The sequence below is a fragment of the Actinocorallia sp. API 0066 genome (assembly GCF_020991275.1).
Taxonomy (GTDB): Bacteria; Actinomycetota; Actinomycetes; order Streptosporangiales; family Streptosporangiaceae; genus Actinocorallia.
This window is the reverse complement of sequence record NZ_JAJLQY010000015.1, coordinates 53,161-69,770: the sequence shown is the minus strand read 5'-3', so window position 1 is coordinate 69,770 and position 16,610 is coordinate 53,161. Positions and strand designations below refer to the sequence as shown.

At 71.2% G+C, this 16,610-nt stretch carries 21 protein-coding genes; 12 read left to right on the top strand and 9 right to left on the bottom strand.

The genetic code is table 11. The annotated features are described in order from the left end of the window. Positions 1 to 40: 40 nt before the first annotated feature. Together LO762_RS29430 and LO762_RS29425 are read left to right on the top strand one after the other, a co-directional pair. Positions 41 to 1,459, top strand: a complete 1,419-nt coding sequence (locus tag LO762_RS29430; protein WP_230619401.1) for a hypothetical protein — start codon at positions 41 to 43, stop codon at positions 1,457 to 1,459. Between the two features lie 161 nt (positions 1,460 to 1,620). Next, on the top strand, positions 1,621 to 3,189 hold the full coding sequence (locus tag LO762_RS29425; protein ID WP_230619400.1) for an ABC transporter substrate-binding protein: 1,569 nt from the start codon (positions 1,621 to 1,623) through the stop codon (positions 3,187 to 3,189). 15 nt (positions 3,190 to 3,204) lie between these two features. On the opposite strand, the gene LO762_RS29420 is transcribed toward LO762_RS29425, so the two are convergent. After that, positions 3,205 to 4,386, bottom strand: a complete 1,182-nt coding sequence (locus tag LO762_RS29420) for a HAMP domain-containing sensor histidine kinase (protein ID WP_230619399.1) — start codon at positions 4,384 to 4,386, stop codon at positions 3,205 to 3,207. Beyond that, positions 4,383 to 5,036, bottom strand: coding sequence for a response regulator transcription factor (locus tag LO762_RS29415; RefSeq protein ID WP_230619398.1), 654 nt, complete (start codon positions 5,034 to 5,036; stop codon positions 4,383 to 4,385). The genes LO762_RS29420 and LO762_RS29415 overlap by 4 nt, the downstream gene beginning before the upstream one ends. A 122-nt stretch (positions 5,037 to 5,158) precedes the next feature. Here LO762_RS29415 and LO762_RS29410 point away from each other — a divergent pair, with 122 nt between their 5' ends. The 6 genes from LO762_RS29410 (at position 5,159) to LO762_RS29385 (ending at position 9,925) form a co-directional block, all read left to right on the top strand. Beyond that, a complete protein-coding gene (locus tag LO762_RS29410; RefSeq protein ID WP_230619397.1) occupies positions 5,159 to 5,701 on the top strand; it encodes a hypothetical protein in 543 nt (180 codons plus the stop codon). Beyond that, complete coding sequence (locus tag LO762_RS29405) at positions 5,701 to 6,756, top strand: efflux RND transporter periplasmic adaptor subunit (protein WP_230619396.1); 1,056 nt, start codon at positions 5,701 to 5,703, stop codon at positions 6,754 to 6,756. Before LO762_RS29410 ends, LO762_RS29405 begins: the two co-directional genes overlap by 1 nt. Then, a complete protein-coding gene (locus LO762_RS29400) occupies positions 6,753 to 7,421 on the top strand; it encodes an ABC transporter ATP-binding protein (protein ID WP_230619395.1) in 669 nt (222 codons plus the stop codon). Before LO762_RS29405 ends, LO762_RS29400 begins: the two co-directional genes overlap by 4 nt. Further along, positions 7,418 to 8,605 (top strand): ABC transporter permease, encoded by a 1,188-nt coding sequence (locus tag LO762_RS29395; protein ID WP_230619394.1) that lies wholly within the window; start codon positions 7,418 to 7,420, stop codon positions 8,603 to 8,605. The genes LO762_RS29400 and LO762_RS29395 overlap by 4 nt, the downstream gene beginning before the upstream one ends. Before the next feature lie 92 nt (positions 8,606 to 8,697). After that, positions 8,698 to 9,573: a neutral zinc metallopeptidase gene (locus LO762_RS29390; protein ID WP_230619393.1), complete on the top strand. Its 876-nt coding sequence runs from the start codon at positions 8,698 to 8,700 to the stop codon at positions 9,571 to 9,573. Positions 9,574 to 9,634: 61 nt separating this feature from the next. Continuing rightward, a complete protein-coding gene (locus LO762_RS29385; RefSeq protein WP_230619392.1) occupies positions 9,635 to 9,925 on the top strand; it encodes a type II toxin-antitoxin system VapB family antitoxin in 291 nt (96 codons plus the stop codon). A gap of 33 nt (positions 9,926 to 9,958) precedes the next feature. Here the strand turns inward: LO762_RS29385 and LO762_RS29380 are convergent, their stop codons facing one another. The 7 genes from LO762_RS29380 to LO762_RS29350 form a co-directional block, all read right to left on the bottom strand. Next, positions 9,959 to 10,822, bottom strand: a complete 864-nt coding sequence (locus tag LO762_RS29380) for a helix-turn-helix transcriptional regulator (RefSeq protein WP_255688045.1) — start codon at positions 10,820 to 10,822, stop codon at positions 9,959 to 9,961. A gap of 281 nt (positions 10,823 to 11,103) precedes the next feature. Further along, complete coding sequence (locus LO762_RS29375; RefSeq protein WP_230619390.1) at positions 11,104 to 11,637, bottom strand: hypothetical protein; 534 nt, start codon at positions 11,635 to 11,637, stop codon at positions 11,104 to 11,106. A gap of 71 nt (positions 11,638 to 11,708) precedes the next feature. Beyond that, positions 11,709 to 12,059 carry a hypothetical protein gene (locus LO762_RS29370; protein WP_230619389.1) on the bottom strand — a complete coding sequence of 117 codons (351 nt, stop codon included), beginning with the start codon at positions 12,057 to 12,059 and terminating at the stop codon, positions 11,709 to 11,711. 3 nt (positions 12,060 to 12,062) lie between these two features. Further along, a complete protein-coding gene (locus LO762_RS29365; protein WP_230619388.1) occupies positions 12,063 to 12,593 on the bottom strand; it encodes a hypothetical protein in 531 nt (176 codons plus the stop codon). Between the two features lie 212 nt (positions 12,594 to 12,805). Beyond that, complete coding sequence (locus LO762_RS29360) at positions 12,806 to 13,297, bottom strand: hypothetical protein (RefSeq protein ID WP_230619387.1); 492 nt, start codon at positions 13,295 to 13,297, stop codon at positions 12,806 to 12,808. After that, positions 13,294 to 14,280, bottom strand: coding sequence for a hypothetical protein (locus LO762_RS29355; RefSeq protein WP_230619386.1), 987 nt, complete (start codon positions 14,278 to 14,280; stop codon positions 13,294 to 13,296). The genes LO762_RS29360 and LO762_RS29355 overlap by 4 nt, the downstream gene beginning before the upstream one ends. A 131-nt stretch (positions 14,281 to 14,411) precedes the next feature. Continuing rightward, the gene (locus LO762_RS29350) at positions 14,412 to 14,834 is read right to left on the bottom strand and encodes an ATP-binding protein (RefSeq protein ID WP_230619385.1); all 423 of its coding nucleotides are present in this window, start codon (positions 14,832 to 14,834) and stop codon (positions 14,412 to 14,414) included. Between the two features lie 142 nt (positions 14,835 to 14,976). Here LO762_RS29350 and LO762_RS29345 point away from each other — a divergent pair, with 142 nt between their 5' ends. Genes LO762_RS29345 through LO762_RS29330 form a run of 4 tightly spaced genes read left to right on the top strand, consistent with a single transcriptional unit; the run spans position 14,977 to position 16,502 of the window. Then, positions 14,977 to 15,822, top strand: coding sequence for a helix-turn-helix transcriptional regulator (locus LO762_RS29345; RefSeq protein ID WP_230619384.1), 846 nt, complete (start codon positions 14,977 to 14,979; stop codon positions 15,820 to 15,822). 11 nt (positions 15,823 to 15,833) lie between these two features. Then, a complete protein-coding gene (locus LO762_RS29340; protein ID WP_230619383.1) occupies positions 15,834 to 16,025 on the top strand; it encodes a DUF397 domain-containing protein in 192 nt (63 codons plus the stop codon). 12 nt (positions 16,026 to 16,037) lie between these two features. Further along, a complete protein-coding gene (locus tag LO762_RS29335) occupies positions 16,038 to 16,232 on the top strand; it encodes a DUF397 domain-containing protein (RefSeq protein ID WP_230619382.1) in 195 nt (64 codons plus the stop codon). A gap of 12 nt (positions 16,233 to 16,244) precedes the next feature. Then, positions 16,245 to 16,502 (top strand): DUF397 domain-containing protein, encoded by a 258-nt coding sequence (locus tag LO762_RS29330; RefSeq protein WP_230619381.1) that lies wholly within the window; start codon positions 16,245 to 16,247, stop codon positions 16,500 to 16,502. Positions 16,503 to 16,610 lie beyond the last annotated feature (108 nt).

Genomic DNA, 16,610 nt, shown 5'->3' with positions numbered 1-16,610 from the left:
CGGTCCGTCCAGGGCCGGACGAACACACCCGGGAGGACGCATGGAGATCAGTGCCCTGGAAGAGCAGGTGCGCTTCCTCGTCGGGCTCGGGGCCCGGCCCACCGGCTCCGCGCAGCACCGGGCGCTGGTGGAGGACGTGGCCGCGCGGCTGTCCGACCTCGGCCTGAAGGTGCACCGGGACGAGCACTCCTTCACCCGCTGGGAGGTGGGCGCGGGCAGGGCCCGGCTCAGCGTCGGCGGAACCGACGTCAGGGTCTCCTCCGCCTACCCCTACTCCGGGACGACCGGCCCTGCGGGCGTCTCCGGACAGCTCACCCTTCTTGACGGCTTGGTGAAGCGGTGGAGCAGGGCTCGTGGCGGCATCGCCGTGGTGGAGGTGCCGCACCGGGCCGTCCCGTACGACCTCCTCATCGGTGAGTGGGACGGCGGCGCGGGCGGCCGTCCCCCGGTGGCCAACCCCGTGGTGACGGCGACGCTGTTCGGGCCCGCCCTGGAGGCGGCGCGGAAGGCGGGTGTCCTCGCTGTCGTGGCGGTGTGGCGCGGGCTGTCCCCCGGCAACGCCGAAGGCCAGTACTTGCCTTTCACCTTCCCGTACCGGGATCTGCCTGCGCTGTGGGTGGCGGGCAAGGAGGGTGAACGCGTCCTTGAGGCCGCGCGGAGGGGCGACAACGCGCACCTCACCCTGGACGCCGACCTCACGCCGAACACCACGACCGAGACCCTCTGGGCGGTCTCCGAGGGTGAGACGGACGAGGAGTCCCTCCTGGCCGTGACGCACAGCGACGGCGTCAACGCGATCGAGGAGAACGGGCATATCGGCCTGCTGGAGCTCGCGAGGGACGCGGTGGAGCGGCCGCACCGGCGCCGGATGGTGTTCGTGCTCACGTCGGGCCACCTGCGCATCCCCGCCGTGACGTCGCACGGGCAGGCCACGACCGCGTGGCTGGAGGCCCACCCCGAGCTGTGGGAGGGCGGCCCCGGCCGGTCCCGTGCCGTCGCCGGGCTGGTCATCGAGCACCTGGGCGCCCGCGAGTTCGCCGACGACCCCCGGACGGGCGTGTACGGCCCCACGGGCGCCCTGGAACCCGAACTCCTGTACGCGACGACGTCACAGCTGCGCGACCTCGTCCTGGCGGAGTGGACGGGCTCGGAGCCCGAGCCGACACACGTGTGCGCGCCGGGCCCGCTGGTGCACTTCGGGGAGGGCGAGCCGCTCTACGAGCACCGTATCCCGGCGGTGTGCCTCGTGACTCCTCCGCAGTACCTGCTCGCCGAGTCCTCGCATGACGCGTCACTCACCGACCTCCCCTCGCTCCAGCGGCAGGTGGAGAGCTTCGTAAGGCTCCAGCGCCGCTTGGACGCGCTGCCTTCGTTCGCGCCGGTGCCCAGGCCGTCGCGGCTGGCCAAGGCGCGCGCCAGCCTGCGCGCGGCACGGCTCGCGCTCACGCCGGTGCAGTAGCGCGGGTGACGCCCCGCGCCGCAGGTTCCACGTGAAACATCGGCCGCGCACCCCGGGGATTCCTCCACTTACATACCTGATTAGACAGATATGTCCCGGTGTGCTCTCATGCAGTGGCTTATTGCGAGAATTTTGCAATTACTGCTGAGAGGTGGGCATCCGTGCGCGTGCTGAGGATGGGGGCCGTCGCGGCGTCCGTGCTGCTGGCGGGGCTCAGCGCCTGCTCCGCGCCGGACGACGCCGCCCGCGCCTCGGTGACCATCGGCGTCCCCTACGAGCCGGAGAGCCTCAGCCCGCTGCTCGGCTACGGCAAGGACGGCGACTCCAAGATCTTCGACGGGCTGCTCCAGCGGAACCAGCGGATGGAGCTGGAACCCGCTCTGGCCACCGCCCTGCCCGAGGTGTCAGGCGACGGGCTCACCTACACCTACACGCTCCGCGAAGGCGTCAGGTTCAGCGACGGGAAGCCGTTCACCGCCGTCGACGTCGTCTTCACCTACACGAAGATCCTCGACGCGAACACCAACAACGGCCACGCCAACGAGCTCGACGCGATCAAGAACGTCGCCGCCGACGGGGAACACAAGGTCGTCTTCACACTGAAGTACCCGTATGCCCCGTTCGTCCAGCGGACCGTGCTGCCGATCGCGTCCGCGCAGGCGGCAGGCGGGCAGGACCCGAACACCGGCGCCTACAACACCCAGCCCGTCGGGACCGGCCCGTACGTCCTCGTCTCCTGGCGCAGGGGCGAGAAGATGACGTTCAAGGCGAACCCGGACTACTGGGGCGGCGCTCCTGCCATCACTGACTTCACCGTCGCGTTCATCGCCGACGACGACCTGCGCGCCACCCGGATGCGGGCGGGCGACCTCGACGGCACGACGCTGCCGCCCGCGCTCGCCGAATCCTTCCGGGGCCGTGACGGCGTCACCGTGCTGACCGCCAGGTCCGTCGACTACCGGACCGTGACGCTGCCCACCGCCAACCCGGTGACCGGCGACCGGGCGATCCGGCGCGCGCTCAACCGCGCCGTGGACCGCTCCCGCATGGTCGACTCGATCCTGAAGGGCGCGGGACGCCCCGCCTACCTGCCGATCCCGAGCGACGACCCGTGGTTCCGCACCGGCGGCGAGGTCGCGCACGACCCGGCCGAGGCCGCGCGGATCCTCGACGACGCCGGATGGAAGCCCGGCGAGGACGGCGTCCGCCAGAGGAACGGGCGGCGCGCGTCGTTCACGCTCTGGTACTTCTCCGGCGACCGGCTCCGCCAGGACCACGCCCTCGCCTACGCCTCCGACGCCAGGAAGATCGGCGTTGAGGTGAACGTCCAGGCCGGGACGCGCGAGGTCGTCAAACCGCGACTCGGCGTGGACGCGATGCTGGCGGGCGGCGGCGCCGGGCACGACCCCGACTTCGACCTCTACCCGGCGCTGCACTCGTCGCTGGCGGGCGACGGCTGGAACAACATGCCGCGCTACGCCGACGCCGCCGTCGACGACGCGCTGGCGATCGGCCGCGAGAGCGGCGACCCGACCGAGCGGCAGGTCGCCTACGACACCGTCCAGGAACGCTTCGCCGACAACCCCGGCTACACCTTCCTCACCTTCGTCGACCACGTCTACGTCGTGGCCGCCCCCCACTCCAACCTCACCACCCAACTCGAACCCCACGACCACGGCCTCACCGGCGGCCCCTGGTGGAACCTCAAAGCCTGGCCCCTCCCCCGGTGACCGTCCCCTCCACGACTACGCCGCTCTCTCCGCGTAACCCCCGGCGGGGACGGGCGGGAAGGTGAGGGTGTGGGTGAGGCCGCCTTCGGGGCGCGGCGCGGTGTGGAGGCGGGCGCCGTGGGCGTGCGCGATGGACTTCACGATGGACAGCCCGAGGCCAGCCCCGGGCGCGTGCAGCCTGCTCCTGTTGCGGCGGTGGAAGGGCGCGAAGAGAGACGGGATCTCGTAGGGCGCCACCAGAGGGCCGGTGTTCGTGATGGTCAGGGAGGCGGCGCCGTCAGGGCCGGTGTCCGTGGCGACGCGCACCCAGCCGCCCGTAGGGAGGTTGTGCCGGAAGGCGTTCTCCAGCAGGTTCAGGGCGAGCCGCTCCAGAAGCACCGAATCGCCCATCGTGGGCGCCTCCCTCAGGTCGGCCTCCAGGACGACCCCTTCGCGCGGAAGCTGGTAGGCGACGTGCTCAACGATGTCGGCGAGGTCCACGTAAGCGCGTTCTCCTATCTCCGCGTCGGAGCGGGCCAGCATAAGCAGCCCCTCGATAAGCCGTTCGTGCCGCGCGTTGACCTCCAGCAGCGTCTCAGTGAGCTGGACGACCTCCGCCGACGCCCCGCGCCGGTGCGCCACCTCAAGGAGCGCCCGGTTCAGGGTGAGCGGCGTGCGCAGCTCGTGGGAGGCGTCGGCGATGAAGCGGCGCTGCCCGTCGAAGGACGCGTCGAGCCTTTCCAGCATCAGGTCGAAGGTGTCGGCCAGCTCCCTGACCTCGTCGCGCGGCCCCGCCATCCCGATCCGCTCGTGCAGGCCACGGTCGGCGGCGGGCGCGTGGGCGATGCGCCGGGCCGTCTCGGTGACCCGCTGGAGCGGCTGGAGGAGCCGCCCGGCGAGCAGCCAGCCGAAAGCCGTCGCCGCCGCCCCGACGACGACAAGCGCGACCGCGCCCTGGCTCAGCACCGAGGCGAGGACGCCCTCCTGCACCGCCCTGACGCGGAGCTGGTCGACCTCCATGGCCTGCTCCGGGGAGGGGACGAGGGTGCCTCCGCCGCCGTCAGCCAGGCGCTTCGAGTGCGCGAACACCTGCGATCCCTCAGGCAGGCTCGCGGAGACGAGCACGTAGGTGACGCCCAGGAGGACGATCCCGGCCAGCAGGAACAGGACACCGAACACGGTGGTGAGCCGCATCCGGATCGTCAGGCGGGCCCTCATGGGATCCGGTATCCGGCGCCGGGCTCGGTGGTGATCACGGCGGGCGGGCCGAGCTTGCGGCGCAGCTTGAGCACCGCGACCCTGACCGCGCCGGTGAACGGGTCGGCGTGCTCGTCCCACGCCTTCTCCAGCAGCCGTTCGGCGGAGACCACGCCGCCGTCGGCGCGCAGCAGTTCGGCGAGGACGGCGAACTCCTTGCGGGACAGCGCGACGTAGCGGCCGTCCCGGTACACCTCGCGGCGGTGCGGGTCGAGCCTGATCCCGGCGCGTTCCAGCACCGGAGGCACGTCACCGGCTCCGCCGCGCCTGCCCAGGGCCGTCACCCTCGCGGCGAGTTCGGCGAACGCGAAGGGCTTCGGTAGGTAGTCGTCGGCCCCGAGGGCGAAGCCTTCGACGCGGGAGGAGATGTCGCCCGCAGCCGTCAATAGGAGGACACGCGCGGGGCCGCCCGCCAGCTTCCGGCAGACGTCGTCGCCGTGCACGATCGGGAGGTCGCGGTCCAGGACGACGAGGTCGTAGTCGTGCACTCCGATGCGTTCCAGGGCGGCCGCGCCGTCTCCGGCGACGTCGACGGCGTGCGCGTCGTCGCGCAGCCACTCCGCGACGGCCTCCGCGAGTATCGGCTCGTCCTCCACCACAAGGATCCTCATGGCCCTTCGATACCGGTCGCGGCGTTGCCTCGGCGTTAAGTTCCACGGTAACCGCCGGGAAACGCCGTGCTCGGTCTACTTCACACCGAAGGCCGGGAAGGTCCCGGCCGGAAGGGTGAACCATGCGCCTCAGCACCGTGTGCGCGGCGGCCCTGATCCTCCTGGCGGCCGCCTGCGGCTCGGCCGAGACCCCGGGCGTCGCGACGGCCGGGAACACGCCGTCGGCGTCCACAGCGGCCTCTCAGGGCTCCGCGGAGACGAACGAGCGGGACGCGCATCTGGCGTTCGCCGCCTGCATGCGCGAGAACGGCGTGCCGATGGAGGACCCGGAGTTCGGTCCGGGCGGCGGGGTCTCGATCAAGATCGACGGGTCGGGCGTCGGCAAGGACGTGGTGGACGCGGCGGAGGACACATGCCGCAAGCTCCTGCCGAGCGGCGGCGCCATGGCCAAGCCGAACCCCGAGCAGTTGGCCGAGATGCGCGAGATGTCCCGCTGTATGCGGGAGAACGGGGTACCGAACTTCCCCGACCCGTCGCCCGACGGAGGCATCCAGCTCACCCCCGAGACCGGGGTGAACCCCTCGGACCCCGCGTTCAAGGCGGCGGAAGCCAAGTGCGGTCCTAAGGGCCCCGACGTCAAGACCGAGACGCGCGAGGACGAGTGATGCGCCGCCCCCTGATCGCGGGCCTCGCGCTCGCCGCCGTCGGCGTTGTGGCCGCGTCCGCCGCCGCGCTCGGCCTCCGCGACGACGGGCCGGGCGCGAAGGGCGACGCCGCGCTACCGCCCGCGACAGCCGACGTCGTCCGGCAGACCCTCAAGGACACCGAGAACGTGACGGGCACCCTGGGCCACGGCAAGGAGACGAAGCTCCTGACGGGCCTGTCCGGCGTCGTCACCGGGCTGCCGACGAGCGGAAGGACGATCCGTCGTGGGCAGACCCTCTACCGGGTGGACGACGACCCGGTCGTCCTGCTCCAAGGCGGCCTGCCCGCCTATCGGACGCTGTCCACCGGCCTGTCCGGAAGGGACGTCCTCCAGTTCGAGAAGAACCTGTGGGCGCTCGGCTACCGGGGCTTCACCGTGGACGACGCCTACACGTGGGCGACGGCCGCCGCCGTGAAGAAGTGGCAGGACGACCTGGGACTCCCCGAGACGGGCACCGTCGAACCTTCTCGCGTCCACTACGCGGACGGACCCCTGCGCGTCCAGTCCCTTCAGGCGGCCAAGGGCGACCCCGTACAGCCCGGAGGCACGATCCTCACGGTGACGGGAAGGGACCGCGCCGTCTCCGTCACCCTCGACGTGGACGACCAGCGCCTGGCGAAGAAGGGCGCGAGGGTCGGGCTCACCCTCCCGGACGGCGAGAAGACCACCGGAAGGGTCACAGGGGTCGAGACCGTGGTCACCCCCGCCCCCGACGACAGGTCCGATCCGGAGACGGAGATCAAGGTGACGGTCTCCCTGGACCGGCCCAAGGACGTCGCCTCCTTCGGGGACGCTTCCGTGTCGGTCTCCTTCACCGCCGAGGTACGCGAGAACGTCCTCGCCGTGCCCGTCCAGGCCCTCCTTGCGCTGGCGGAAGGCGGGTACGGCGTTGAGGTCGTGCGGGGCGGCACCACGCGGGTCGTCGCGGTGGAGACGGGCCTGTTCGCGGCGGGCATGGTCGAGGTCGCCTCGTCCGAGCTGGCCGAGGGCGACAAGGTGGGGGTGCCCGCGTGAACGCAAGGCACGTCCTCGAACTGGCCGGTGTCAGCAAGCGTTATGGGGGCGGTGTGGCGGCCGTCCGGGACGTCTCCCTCACGATCGAGGAGGGTGAGCTCGTAGGCGTCGTCGGGCCTTCGGGGTCTGGGAAGTCCACGATGCTGCATCTGATGGGCACGCTCGACAGGCCGTCCGAGGGAACGGTGCGGGTGGCGGGGCACGAGGTGTCGCGGCTGTCGGATCAGAGGCTGTCGGCGCTGCGCGCGCACCGGATCGGCTTTGTGTTCCAGCAGTTCCACCTCACCGCGGGCCGCACCGCCCTGGACAACGTCGCTGACGGCCTCCTCTACACCGGCGTCCCCTTGCGGGAGCGGCTTGCGCGGGCCGAGGAGTCGCTCGCGAGGGTCGGGCTCGCCCATCGGACGCGGCACCGGCCCGACCAGCTTTCGGGCGGGGAGCGGCAGCGGGTCGCGATCGCCAGGGCCGTCGTCGGGGAACCGGCGCTGCTCCTGGCGGACGAGCCGACGGGCAACCTGGACTCGGCGTCGGGCGCGGGCGTCATGGCGCTGCTGCGCGAGCTGCACGCGGGCGGCACGACGGTCGTGGTGATCACGCACGACCGGGAGATCGCCGACGCGCTGCCCCGCCGGGTGCGGATGCGGGACGGGAGGGTGCTGCCGTGACCCCGTCGTCCCGTCTCTCCCCGCGCGACGTGCTGCGTACCGGAGCCGTCGGCCTACGCACCCGCAAGGTGCGGGCCTTCCTTTCGGCGCTGGGCATCGCGCTCGGCATCGCGGCCATGGTGTCGGTCCTGGGGATCTCCTCCTCCAGCCGCGCCGAAGTGGACCGTAGGCTCGCCGCGCTGGGCACCGACCTGCTCACCGTCGCCCCCGGCCAGACCGTCTTCGGTGAGCAGGCGGTGCTGCCGGAGGAGTCGGTGGCGATGATCGCGCGGATAGGCCCCGTGCGCAGGGTCGCCGCCACAGGCACGGTGCCGGGAGCCAAGGCGTACAGGTCGGACAAGATCCCGGCGGCGCAGACCGGCGGCCTCCAGGTGCAGGCCGCGCACCTCGGCCTACTCGGCACCGTGGCGGGCCGCGTCGCGGCGGGGTCGTGGCTGACCGAGGCGACAGCGCGCTATCCCGTCGTCGTCCTGGGCGCCGACGCGGCCGCCCGACTAGGCATCGGCTCGCCTGGCGCACGCGTACTTCTCGGCGGCACCTGGTTCACCGTCGCCGGTGTCCTCGCGCCCGTCGAACTCGCCCCCGAGCTCGACTCCTCCGCGCTGGTCGGCTGGCCCGCCGCGCGCGAGCACCTCGGCTTCGACGGACGGCCCACCGCCGTCTACACGCGGTCGGGGGACGCGCACGTGGAGGCGGTGCGCGCGGTTCTCGCGGCGACGGCCAACCCGGAGGCGCCGAGCGAGGTGAACGTCTCGCGGCCGTCCGACGTGCTCGCCGCCCGGCAGGCGACCGACCGTGCTTTCACCGGGCTGCTCCTCGGCCTGGGCGCCGTCGCGCTGCTCGTGGGCGGCGTCGGCGTGGCCAACACGATGATCATCTCGGTGTTGGAGCGGCGCGCGGAGATCGGGCTCCGCCGCGCGCTGGGCGCGACCCGTAGGCAGGTGCTGCTGCAGTTCCTCACCGAATCGCTGCTGCTGTCGGCGCTCGGCGGCGTGGCCGGGGTGGCGCTCTCGACGGCCATCACCGCCCTGTACGCGGTCTCGCGCTCCTGGCCGGTGGCGATCCCGCCGTGGACCCCGTTCGCGGCCCTCACGGCCACGCTGGCGATCGGCGCGCTCGCCGGGCTGTACCCGGCCACCCGCGCCGCCCGGCTGGCCCCCACGGCCGCCCTGGCGTCCCCGTGACGGCCCCGTGACCGCCGCGCGCCCGCCGCCGTGGGGTGAGCAAGGCACGGGCTTGGGGTTGCCTGGAGACTTTTCCGGCTATCAGCGGATTTGTGGATTTCAATGACGACGTGCGGCTCGACCCGTCCCAGGTCGAGGTGCGCAGGGGCGGCGGCCGCCGGACCGCCGCCGCGGGCGGTGGCCTCGTCGGCATCCTCGGCCTGCTCGCCGTGCTGTTCTTCGGCGTGAACCCCTTCGAGGAGCCCCAGCCGCAGCAGCCGGGCGCGCAGGGGTCGCCGCAGCAGGTGCAGGAGGCGAGCGACGTCCAGAAGAAGTGCCTGACCGGCCTGGACGCCGAGAAGGACGCCGACTGCCTCGTGGTCGGCGTCGTCAACAGCGTCCAGGACTACTGGTCGAAGGTCTTCGCCAACAGCGGCCTCACCTACACGCCCGCCAAGACCCAACTCTTCGAGGCGGCCACCCAGACGGGCTGCGGATACGCGACGGCGAAAGCAGGCCCCTTCTACTGCCCGGCGGATCAGAAGGTCTACCTTGACCTCACGTTCTTCGACGACCTCCAGTCGCAGTTCGGCGCCCAGGGAGGCCCGGCCGCGCAGGCTTACGTCATCGGACACGAGTACGGGCACCACGTGCAGAACCTGCTCGGCGTGATGAACCGCGTCGACCGGAGCACGGGCGCGTCCAGCGGCGCGGTAAGGCTCGAACTCCAGGCGGACTGCTACGCGGGCGTGTGGATGCGCAACGCCGTCCAGACGGGCTACCTCGCGCAGATCACGCAGCGTGACATCGATCAGGCCGTGAGCGCGGCTGAGGCCGTCGGGGACGACAGGATCCAGAGCCGCGCCCAGGGATATGTCCGTCCCGATGGCTTTACGCATGGGACGTCCGAGCAGCGGGTGAAATGGCTGACTACGGGTTATTCCTCAGGGGAGCCGACCCGATGCGACACGTTCCGGGGCGCGATCTAGCGGTCCGGCTCAGGGTGGGCACGGATGACCGGCCCCGGCCTCCGGCCCTAGACTCCGAAGTGTGATCTTCAAAGCGGTGGGCGACGGACGCCCTTACCCCGACCACGGCCTGCAGGCGCGGGACTGGGCCAAGATCCCCCCGCGCCAGATCCGCCTCGACGAGCTCGTCACCACCAAACGCGAACTCGACCTCCACTCCCTCCTGGCCAAGGACTCCACCTTCTACGGCGACCTCTTCCCCCACGTCGTCCACTGGCAGGGCTCCTACTACCTGGAGGACGGCCTCCACCGCGCCCTCCGCGCCGCCCTCCACCAACGCACCGTCCTGCACGCCCGGGTCCTGGACCTCTGAGGCGCGGTGGCCGCGACGGCTCTCCGCGTCCGGTCAGACGCGGCGGCGTCCGGCCAGGTGGTCAACGATCAGGTCGCGGCTGTCCGAGGGGGAAAGGGCTGACTTGTCCTTGATGAAGTGCCAGATGTCGGTGAGGTCGTACGGGGTGATCTCGCTGCCGTGCGGCATGTGCGCGATGCTGATGTGGTCGGCGACGCCGGGGAACTCGAGGACGTCGAAGGGGTGGGCGCGCTCCTCGTAGAACGCCGCCTCCTTGGGGATGACGTGGACCGTCGTGTCCGGGCCCGCGCCGAGTTCCAGCAGGTGGCGGAGCTGGGCTTCCATCATCTCCTCTTCTCCGCGCGGGTCCAGCACCCGCTCGTCGATGATCACCTGGAGCTCCCTGCGGCGGCCGCCGGGCCGGTACCGCTGCCGGTTGCTCAGCAGGTCCCATTCCAGTTCGACGTCGTTGTCCGGATGCAGTTGCGGCTCGGTGCACCGGAAGTACACCTCCGACCGCGCGAGGTACGGGACGAGCAACGACCCGAACGTCCGCACCACCGAAGCCTCCGACTCGGAGATCAGCACGTCCCGCTGCCCGCGCCGGAACCGCTCTTCGTGCGCGGCGAGCCACTCGGGCCCGTCCGGCCGCGACGCCAGATCAATCATGATCTCCGCGACGTTGGCCTCCCGCACCCCATAAGCAACAAGAAGCCCTTCAACCTCTTCGGGCGTGGGCCGCCCAAACCCCGTCTCCACCCGAACAAGCCAGTCAACCTCACACCCCACCGCCAAAGCCACCTCCCCATACGACCCCCCCACAAACTCCCGCACCCGCTGCAGGTAAAGCCCCAACCTCCGCGCATTGATATTCGGATCCCGCTCCTGTGCCACAACCACCCCTCCCTCCCTACCCATCATCCGAGAATCCCCCCCACCCCGCACAACGATCCCCCAAAATCCCTCCCCCCACATCAACAGCAACCCAGGCCAACAAACCAACCTGCTCACCGTGGCGATGTGTACGCCGGAAGGTGCCCGGTGCGGCCCCTCCTCCGCTCCGGGCACCCGGTTCTCACCGCCCTGGCCGGTTCAGGAGGTTCCGTCCATCGTGAGGGCGAGGTGGGCGGCGGTGATCCCGGCCAGGATGACGGTGGCGAACGGCAGGAGGACGAGGGCGGCGACCAGGCCCGCTGAGGTCATGCCCCGCCCTCCTTCGCTGCGAGTAGGGCCGCCACCTGGCGTTCAAGCTGGCCCAACCGCTCCAGGACCGAGGGTGCCAAGGCACCCGGCGCGGCAGGTTCAGGCGTGGGCGGCAGCAGGCCCCAGTCCCGTAGCACGTTCCGGATGCGGGCCGAGGTGGCCGCCGCGATCTGCGGGACGGCCAGGAGACGGTCCCCGTCGGGGTGGGGTGTACCCGCCAGGTCGGTGACGTGCCCGAGAGTGGGCAGGCCGTAGGCACGCAGCACGGTGACAGTCCGCCCGCCAAGGACGTCGCCGAGACAGTCGATGGGGCAGTCGCGGGTGTGGAGGGGATCAAGACCGTGGTCGGCGAGCGCGGCCCGAACCGCGAGGATCGCCCGGGGCCCGATTCCCCGCACAACGTCCAGGCGGGCCGCGACCACGGCGGCGACGAGCTGGCCGACGTTGTGGATACCGGCCTGCCGCGCCAGACTCACCACGCGGGGGCCGACGCCGCGTCCGTCACCATGTCGCTCGATGTCTGCGGTCATGCACGCGACCAGACAGTCCCGGCCGACAGGGTGGGGTTCGGCATGCGAGTCCAGATGCAGATGCATGCTCGTCAGTCCTCCTGGGTGAGGGTGGTGAGGCGCTCGCGTAGGAGGCGCTCGATCCTGGCGATGCGGTGCAGCATGAGTTGCTGCCACGGGTCGGGCGGGGCGACGTCCATACCGTGCTCGGCGAGGATCTCGGTGACGGCGGCGAAACTGACCGGGCCGACGTTACGCAGGTCGCGCAGTTCGCCGCTGGCGGCCATGACCGCGATGTGCCCGACGGTCGCGCACCCTTCACGCCGCGCCGCGTTGATGACACGGGCACCGTTCCCAGGGCCGCTCCGAGACGAGTGCTCATTCACGAGCACGGCCAGGCACGCCAGTTCACAGTCGGCACCCAACGGGTGATCGAGCGGCACGCGCTATTCCTTCCTGGACGCCGCGACAAGGTCGGCGAGGTGCTGTTCGATGCGGTCAAGGCGCTCGATGACGCTGGCCGACGCGTCGTCCTGGCCGGGTGGCTCGGGCGGGCGGGGCAGGAATCCCCACTCCCGCAGGAGGTCGCGGATCTGCTGCTGGTTCTGGTCGCCGATCCCGGGCACCGAGGTGAGGTCGGTGCCGTGCCCCTGGGCGAGGTCGATGACGTCACCGAGGGTGGCCAGGCCGTGTGCGCGCAGCGGCGCCACAAGACCGTGCCCCAGGTCGGGGGCGAGGCAGTCGGTCGCGCAATCCCGGCTGTGATGAGTACGGGACACCGCCACCGTGCCGAACGCCGGATCAAGCAGGCCCTCGCTGATGAGCAGCGCCGTCAGACGTGCCCGCAACCCGACCGACACAGCGGCCCCCAACGGCGCGACATCAGCACAGGGCCGCGAGACATCGGAGGCGGACAGGCCGACGATCCCGTGCTCGGCCAGAACAGCGACCGTCCAGCCGAGAACCTTCTCACCCACACCCCCCACCCGAGTCAGCCTCCCGGCAGCGACACGATCGGCCACATCACCCACCGTCCGGCACCCGGCGTGCTTCACCGCCACCACGACCCGCCCGCCGTTGCCCGCACCCCCGAACACAGCGATATGCGGGATAAGACAGTCGACAGGACAGCCACGGGTAAGCGGATGACCACTGGGCGGATGATCTGTCACAGATACCTCCAAGAAGTTCATGCGGCCCACGCCCGCACCCAGGCGAGCGCCCGCGCGAGCAAGGTCGGACGAGCAGGGCCAGGATCGGGGTCGGGGTCGAGCCATCGGCTGATGTTCATCGGGGGGCATGGCGGATCGGGTGGCGGCCGCATACGGGACGCAGCGGCGGCAGGCAGCGGCGTGCGCGGCCTGGCGCGCACCGGCCCCGGCCTGGACGGCGGCGGCGTCATCTGGCGCAGCTCGGCGGCCAGAGCGACCGGGCCCGGCGCCTCGATCAGACGGTCGTGGTCAGGCACCATCGCCCACCAGGTCCCGGTACCGGACCCGTCCTCGCCGAGCCCCCGACCGAACCAGACCAGCGCCCCCGGGAACGCCTCAGCCAACGCACGCTCCCGCACCCGCACCGCCACATCGCCGACACGCCGGGCCACCCCCGGATGGACCACACGCGCGCCGTCCTCGCCGACGGGGATCCACGCACCGGACGGACGAACGGTCAGAGTGGTCACGCCGACCACCGGGCCCGAACGCCATGGGCGGGAACGGGCTGCGGCTGACGGGCGAGCAGGTCCAGGACGCGCGGCCGGAGGGCCTCACGCAGGAGCTCGCGATCGAACAGCGTCACCGAGCGGGCGCCGACGGACGGCAACGCCGAGGCGGGGGCGAGGGCGAGGCGACGGTCGTCCAGCCAGGTGACCGGCCGCAGCTCGGCGACCGGCTCCTGATCGTCGTCGGGCGACAGCGCGGGAACGGCTTCGACGTCGGCCTGAGGCGCGGCGCCGATCTCGGGCAGGGACTCGGCGGCGTTCGCGACCTCGACCTGCGGCTCGGCCCCCTTGGCCGCCTTCCGCGCGACGGCACGCGCCGCACGTTCGGCGGCCCGCGTCCGTTCGGGCTCGACGATCTCCCGGTCGGTCCGGGCGATCTCCGCGCGCAGCCGGGCGACGTCGTGCAGGAGTCCGGCTGCGGTCAGGCCGGGCCGGTCGAGCGCGATCAGCAGCCGCACCGCGTCCCGCCGCGCCGCCAGCAGCCGACGGGCCGCCACGGCACCGAGGTCCGCGGGGATCGCGAACGCCTCCACCGTCGCGGCGTGCGCTTCGATCAGCGCGGCGGCCAGGTCGTGCGCGAGCGGCGCGGCGACAGGCGGCCGGGACTCCGGGCCGGGCCGTGGCGGCTCCAGCCGTGGCGGGAGAGCGGAACCGACCGGGGCGGACGCCCGGACGATCGCGTCGTCAGGGTCCAGGCCGAGCGGCCCGGCGAGGTCGCCGATGAGGCAGCGGCGCGGGTCCCCGGTCGGCAGGGTGGCCAGGACGGCGACGCGGATGGCGTCCCGGGCCCGCTCCCGCGTGAGGTGCCGGCCGGGCAGCCAGGACACCGCCCAGTCGCCGCCCTCGGTACGGGTAGCGGTGTGGGGTGTCGCCGGGCACGACATGGTTCCGGCTTCGGCGTCGAACGTGATGTCCAGGGTGTCGGGGAGCTTAGGCTTGCCCATAGGTCAGACCTCCTGAGTCTGTCCGAGGCCCCGGAACTCCCGCTGTTCGCGCAGCGGGCCGGGGCCGTTCGTCTTGTTGGGTCACACGGCGGACGGGGTCCGGAGAGAGGCGCACCCGCCCGCCGCGCGGTCTAGGTGTCGAGCTCGAACCAGACGGTGGTCCCGCCGTCGTAACCGGGGCGATGCCCCCAGGCGCGGGCGAGGGCGGCGACGAGGAAGAGGCCGCGCCCGTCCTCGTCGGCGGTGTCGGCGTCACGCGGCTGCGGAATCCCCGCGCCCCGATCGTTGACCTCGACCCGGAGCCCCTTCGGGTCGCGCAACAGCGCCACCCGGACCTTGTGCTCCTCGCCCTGCGCGCCGTGCCGCAACGCGTTCGTCGCGAGCTCGGACGTCAGCAGCCTGATCGCGTCCAGGGCGTCGCCCCCGCAGCCGTACTGCACCGCGAGACCCACCACCCACGACCGGGCACGACGAGGCATCGTCTGATCGAGCCGCATGTGGATGTAACCGACGAGGCTGAAATCTGGTGCTCTGTTCCGCGAAACGTTCGTCATGGCTGACCGCCGATGCGTAGCGTGCTGTAACAGGATGTGACCCGATAGTGCCGTGTAGGCTCTACGCTTGTCCAGTAGGTGCCTACATTTTGTCTGGGGGGTTTGGTATCCCGCTGTGCTTCTCACGCGAGAGACTGGGTCCATGTCGTCCTCGAACCCGCCGAGCAACTTCATCCCTTCCGCGCGGGCCATGCAGGTGGCCCACCTCCTCAAGGACCTGCGTCCAGCCGGGATGAGTCAGGCGGCAGCCGGAAGAGCCATGGGATGGTCCACCGCGAAGGTCGGACACATCGAGACCTGCCGGAACGGAATCAGCGTCACCGACACCGCAAGGCTCCTCGACCTCTACGGGGTCGCCCCTGAGATACGAGACAAGGTGCTGCGCCTGGCCGGCGAAGTCGATCAGATCGACTGGTGGGCCGAGTTCAGCGGTGTTTTCAACGGCCCGTACGTGGCGCTGGAAGACGTCTCTGAGCGCATCTCCGAATGGGCTCCGCAGGTGATACCCGGCCTCCTCCAAACGCCGGAGTACGCCCAGGCTCTCCGGACCGAAGTCAACGAGGAGTCCCCGCCGTCTTCCTGGGTGAGGGCGCGGATATCGCGGCAACTGGTCCTCACCCGCGCGGACACTCCGCCCGTCCAGTTCCACGCGGTGATCGGCGAGGCTGCCCTCCGATCTGGGATCGGCGGCCCGGAGGTGATGCGTGGGCAGTTCACCCGGCTGCTCTTGGACGCCAAGAGAGCCAACGTGGTGATTCAGGTCCTCCCGACAGGGTCAGGCGGGCACCCGGGCATGACGGGCTCGTTCAGCATCCTGGCGTTCGGGGAGCAGAGACCCGACAAGGTGTTCGTGGACAGCGCGGCAGGTGACATTTACGTGGAGAATCAGCACCAGGTAGACCTCAGTAAACTGGCGTTCAGCCGCATCACCCGGATGGCGCTGTCACCCGAGGAATCGGCTGCGTTCATCGAGAAGTTCATCAAGTAGGAGTCCAGGCCATGATCGACCGGAGCTTGTCCAACGCTGCCTGGTTCAAGAGCAGCTACAGCAGTGCCAACAGCGACAACTGCGTCGAGGTCGCGCTGAACCTGCCCGCCATCGCCGTCCGCGACTCGAAGAACCCGTCCGGCCCGGCCCTGCGGTTCAGCCGCGCCTCGTGGCGGAAGCTCACGACGGAACTCGACCACTAGGGAGTCCAGGCCATGATCGACCGGAGCCTGTCCCACGCCGCCTGGTTCAAGAGCAGCTACAGCATCCCGGAGGGGGACGCCTGCGTGGAAGTCGCGCTGAACCTGCCCGCCGCCGTCGCCGTCCGCGACTCGAAGAACCCGTCCGGCCCGGCCCTGACGTTCAGCCGCTCCGCCTGGCGAAAGCTCACCGCCAAACTCGACCTCTAGGGAGTCCAGGCCATGATCGACCGGAGCCTGTCCCACGCCGCCTGGTTCAAGAGCAGCTACAGCATCCCGGAGGGGGACAACTGCGTGGAAGTCGCGCTGAACCTGCCCGCCGCCGTCGCCGTCCGCGACTCGAAGAACCCGTCCGGCCCGGCCCTGACGTTCAGCCGCCCCGCCTGGCGAAAGCTCACCGCCGAACTCGCCCACCTCAGCGTCACACGCCGCCAGCCCGGCCGTCTCGCCCAGCGCGTCCGGACCGGCAACCTCGCCTGACAAACCCACATGACGACCCCCGACAGTGCTCGCTGCCGGGGGTCGTCGCGGTTTCCCGGTCAGGCCGGGCCAAGAAACCGCCGCGCGCACTTCCCCAGGCCAGGAAAG

Excerpts from the sequence above, each read along its gene's own strand:
- LO762_RS29380 (WP_255688045.1), bottom strand. The coding sequence starts at position 10,822 with ATGGGTAGGGAGGGAGGGGTGGTTGTGGCACAGGAGCGGGATCCGAAT.
- LO762_RS29335 (WP_230619382.1), top strand. The coding sequence starts at position 16,038 with ATGATCGACCGGAGCCTGTCCCACGCCGCCTGGTTCAAGAGCAGCTAC.
- LO762_RS29340 (WP_230619383.1), top strand. The coding sequence starts at position 15,834 with ATGATCGACCGGAGCTTGTCCAACGCTGCCTGGTTCAAGAGCAGCTAC.
- LO762_RS29405 (WP_230619396.1), top strand. The coding sequence starts at position 5,701 with ATGCGCCGCCCCCTGATCGCGGGCCTCGCGCTCGCCGCCGTCGGCGTT.
- LO762_RS29415 (WP_230619398.1), bottom strand. The coding sequence starts at position 5,036 with ATGAGGATCCTTGTGGTGGAGGACGAGCCGATACTCGCGGAGGCCGTC.
- LO762_RS29420 (WP_230619399.1), bottom strand. The coding sequence starts at position 4,386 with ATGAGGGCCCGCCTGACGATCCGGATGCGGCTCACCACCGTGTTCGGT.
- LO762_RS29430 (WP_230619401.1), top strand. The coding sequence starts at position 41 with ATGGAGATCAGTGCCCTGGAAGAGCAGGTGCGCTTCCTCGTCGGGCTC.
- LO762_RS29350 (WP_230619385.1), bottom strand. The coding sequence starts at position 14,834 with ATGACGAACGTTTCGCGGAACAGAGCACCAGATTTCAGCCTCGTCGGT.
- LO762_RS29410 (WP_230619397.1), top strand. The coding sequence starts at position 5,159 with ATGCGCCTCAGCACCGTGTGCGCGGCGGCCCTGATCCTCCTGGCGGCC.
- LO762_RS29355 (WP_230619386.1), bottom strand. The coding sequence starts at position 14,280 with ATGGGCAAGCCTAAGCTCCCCGACACCCTGGACATCACGTTCGACGCC.
- LO762_RS29375 (WP_230619390.1), bottom strand. The coding sequence starts at position 11,637 with ATGACCGCAGACATCGAGCGACATGGTGACGGACGCGGCGTCGGCCCC.
- LO762_RS29345 (WP_230619384.1), top strand. The coding sequence starts at position 14,977 with ATGTCGTCCTCGAACCCGCCGAGCAACTTCATCCCTTCCGCGCGGGCC.
- LO762_RS29330 (WP_230619381.1), top strand. The coding sequence starts at position 16,245 with ATGATCGACCGGAGCCTGTCCCACGCCGCCTGGTTCAAGAGCAGCTAC.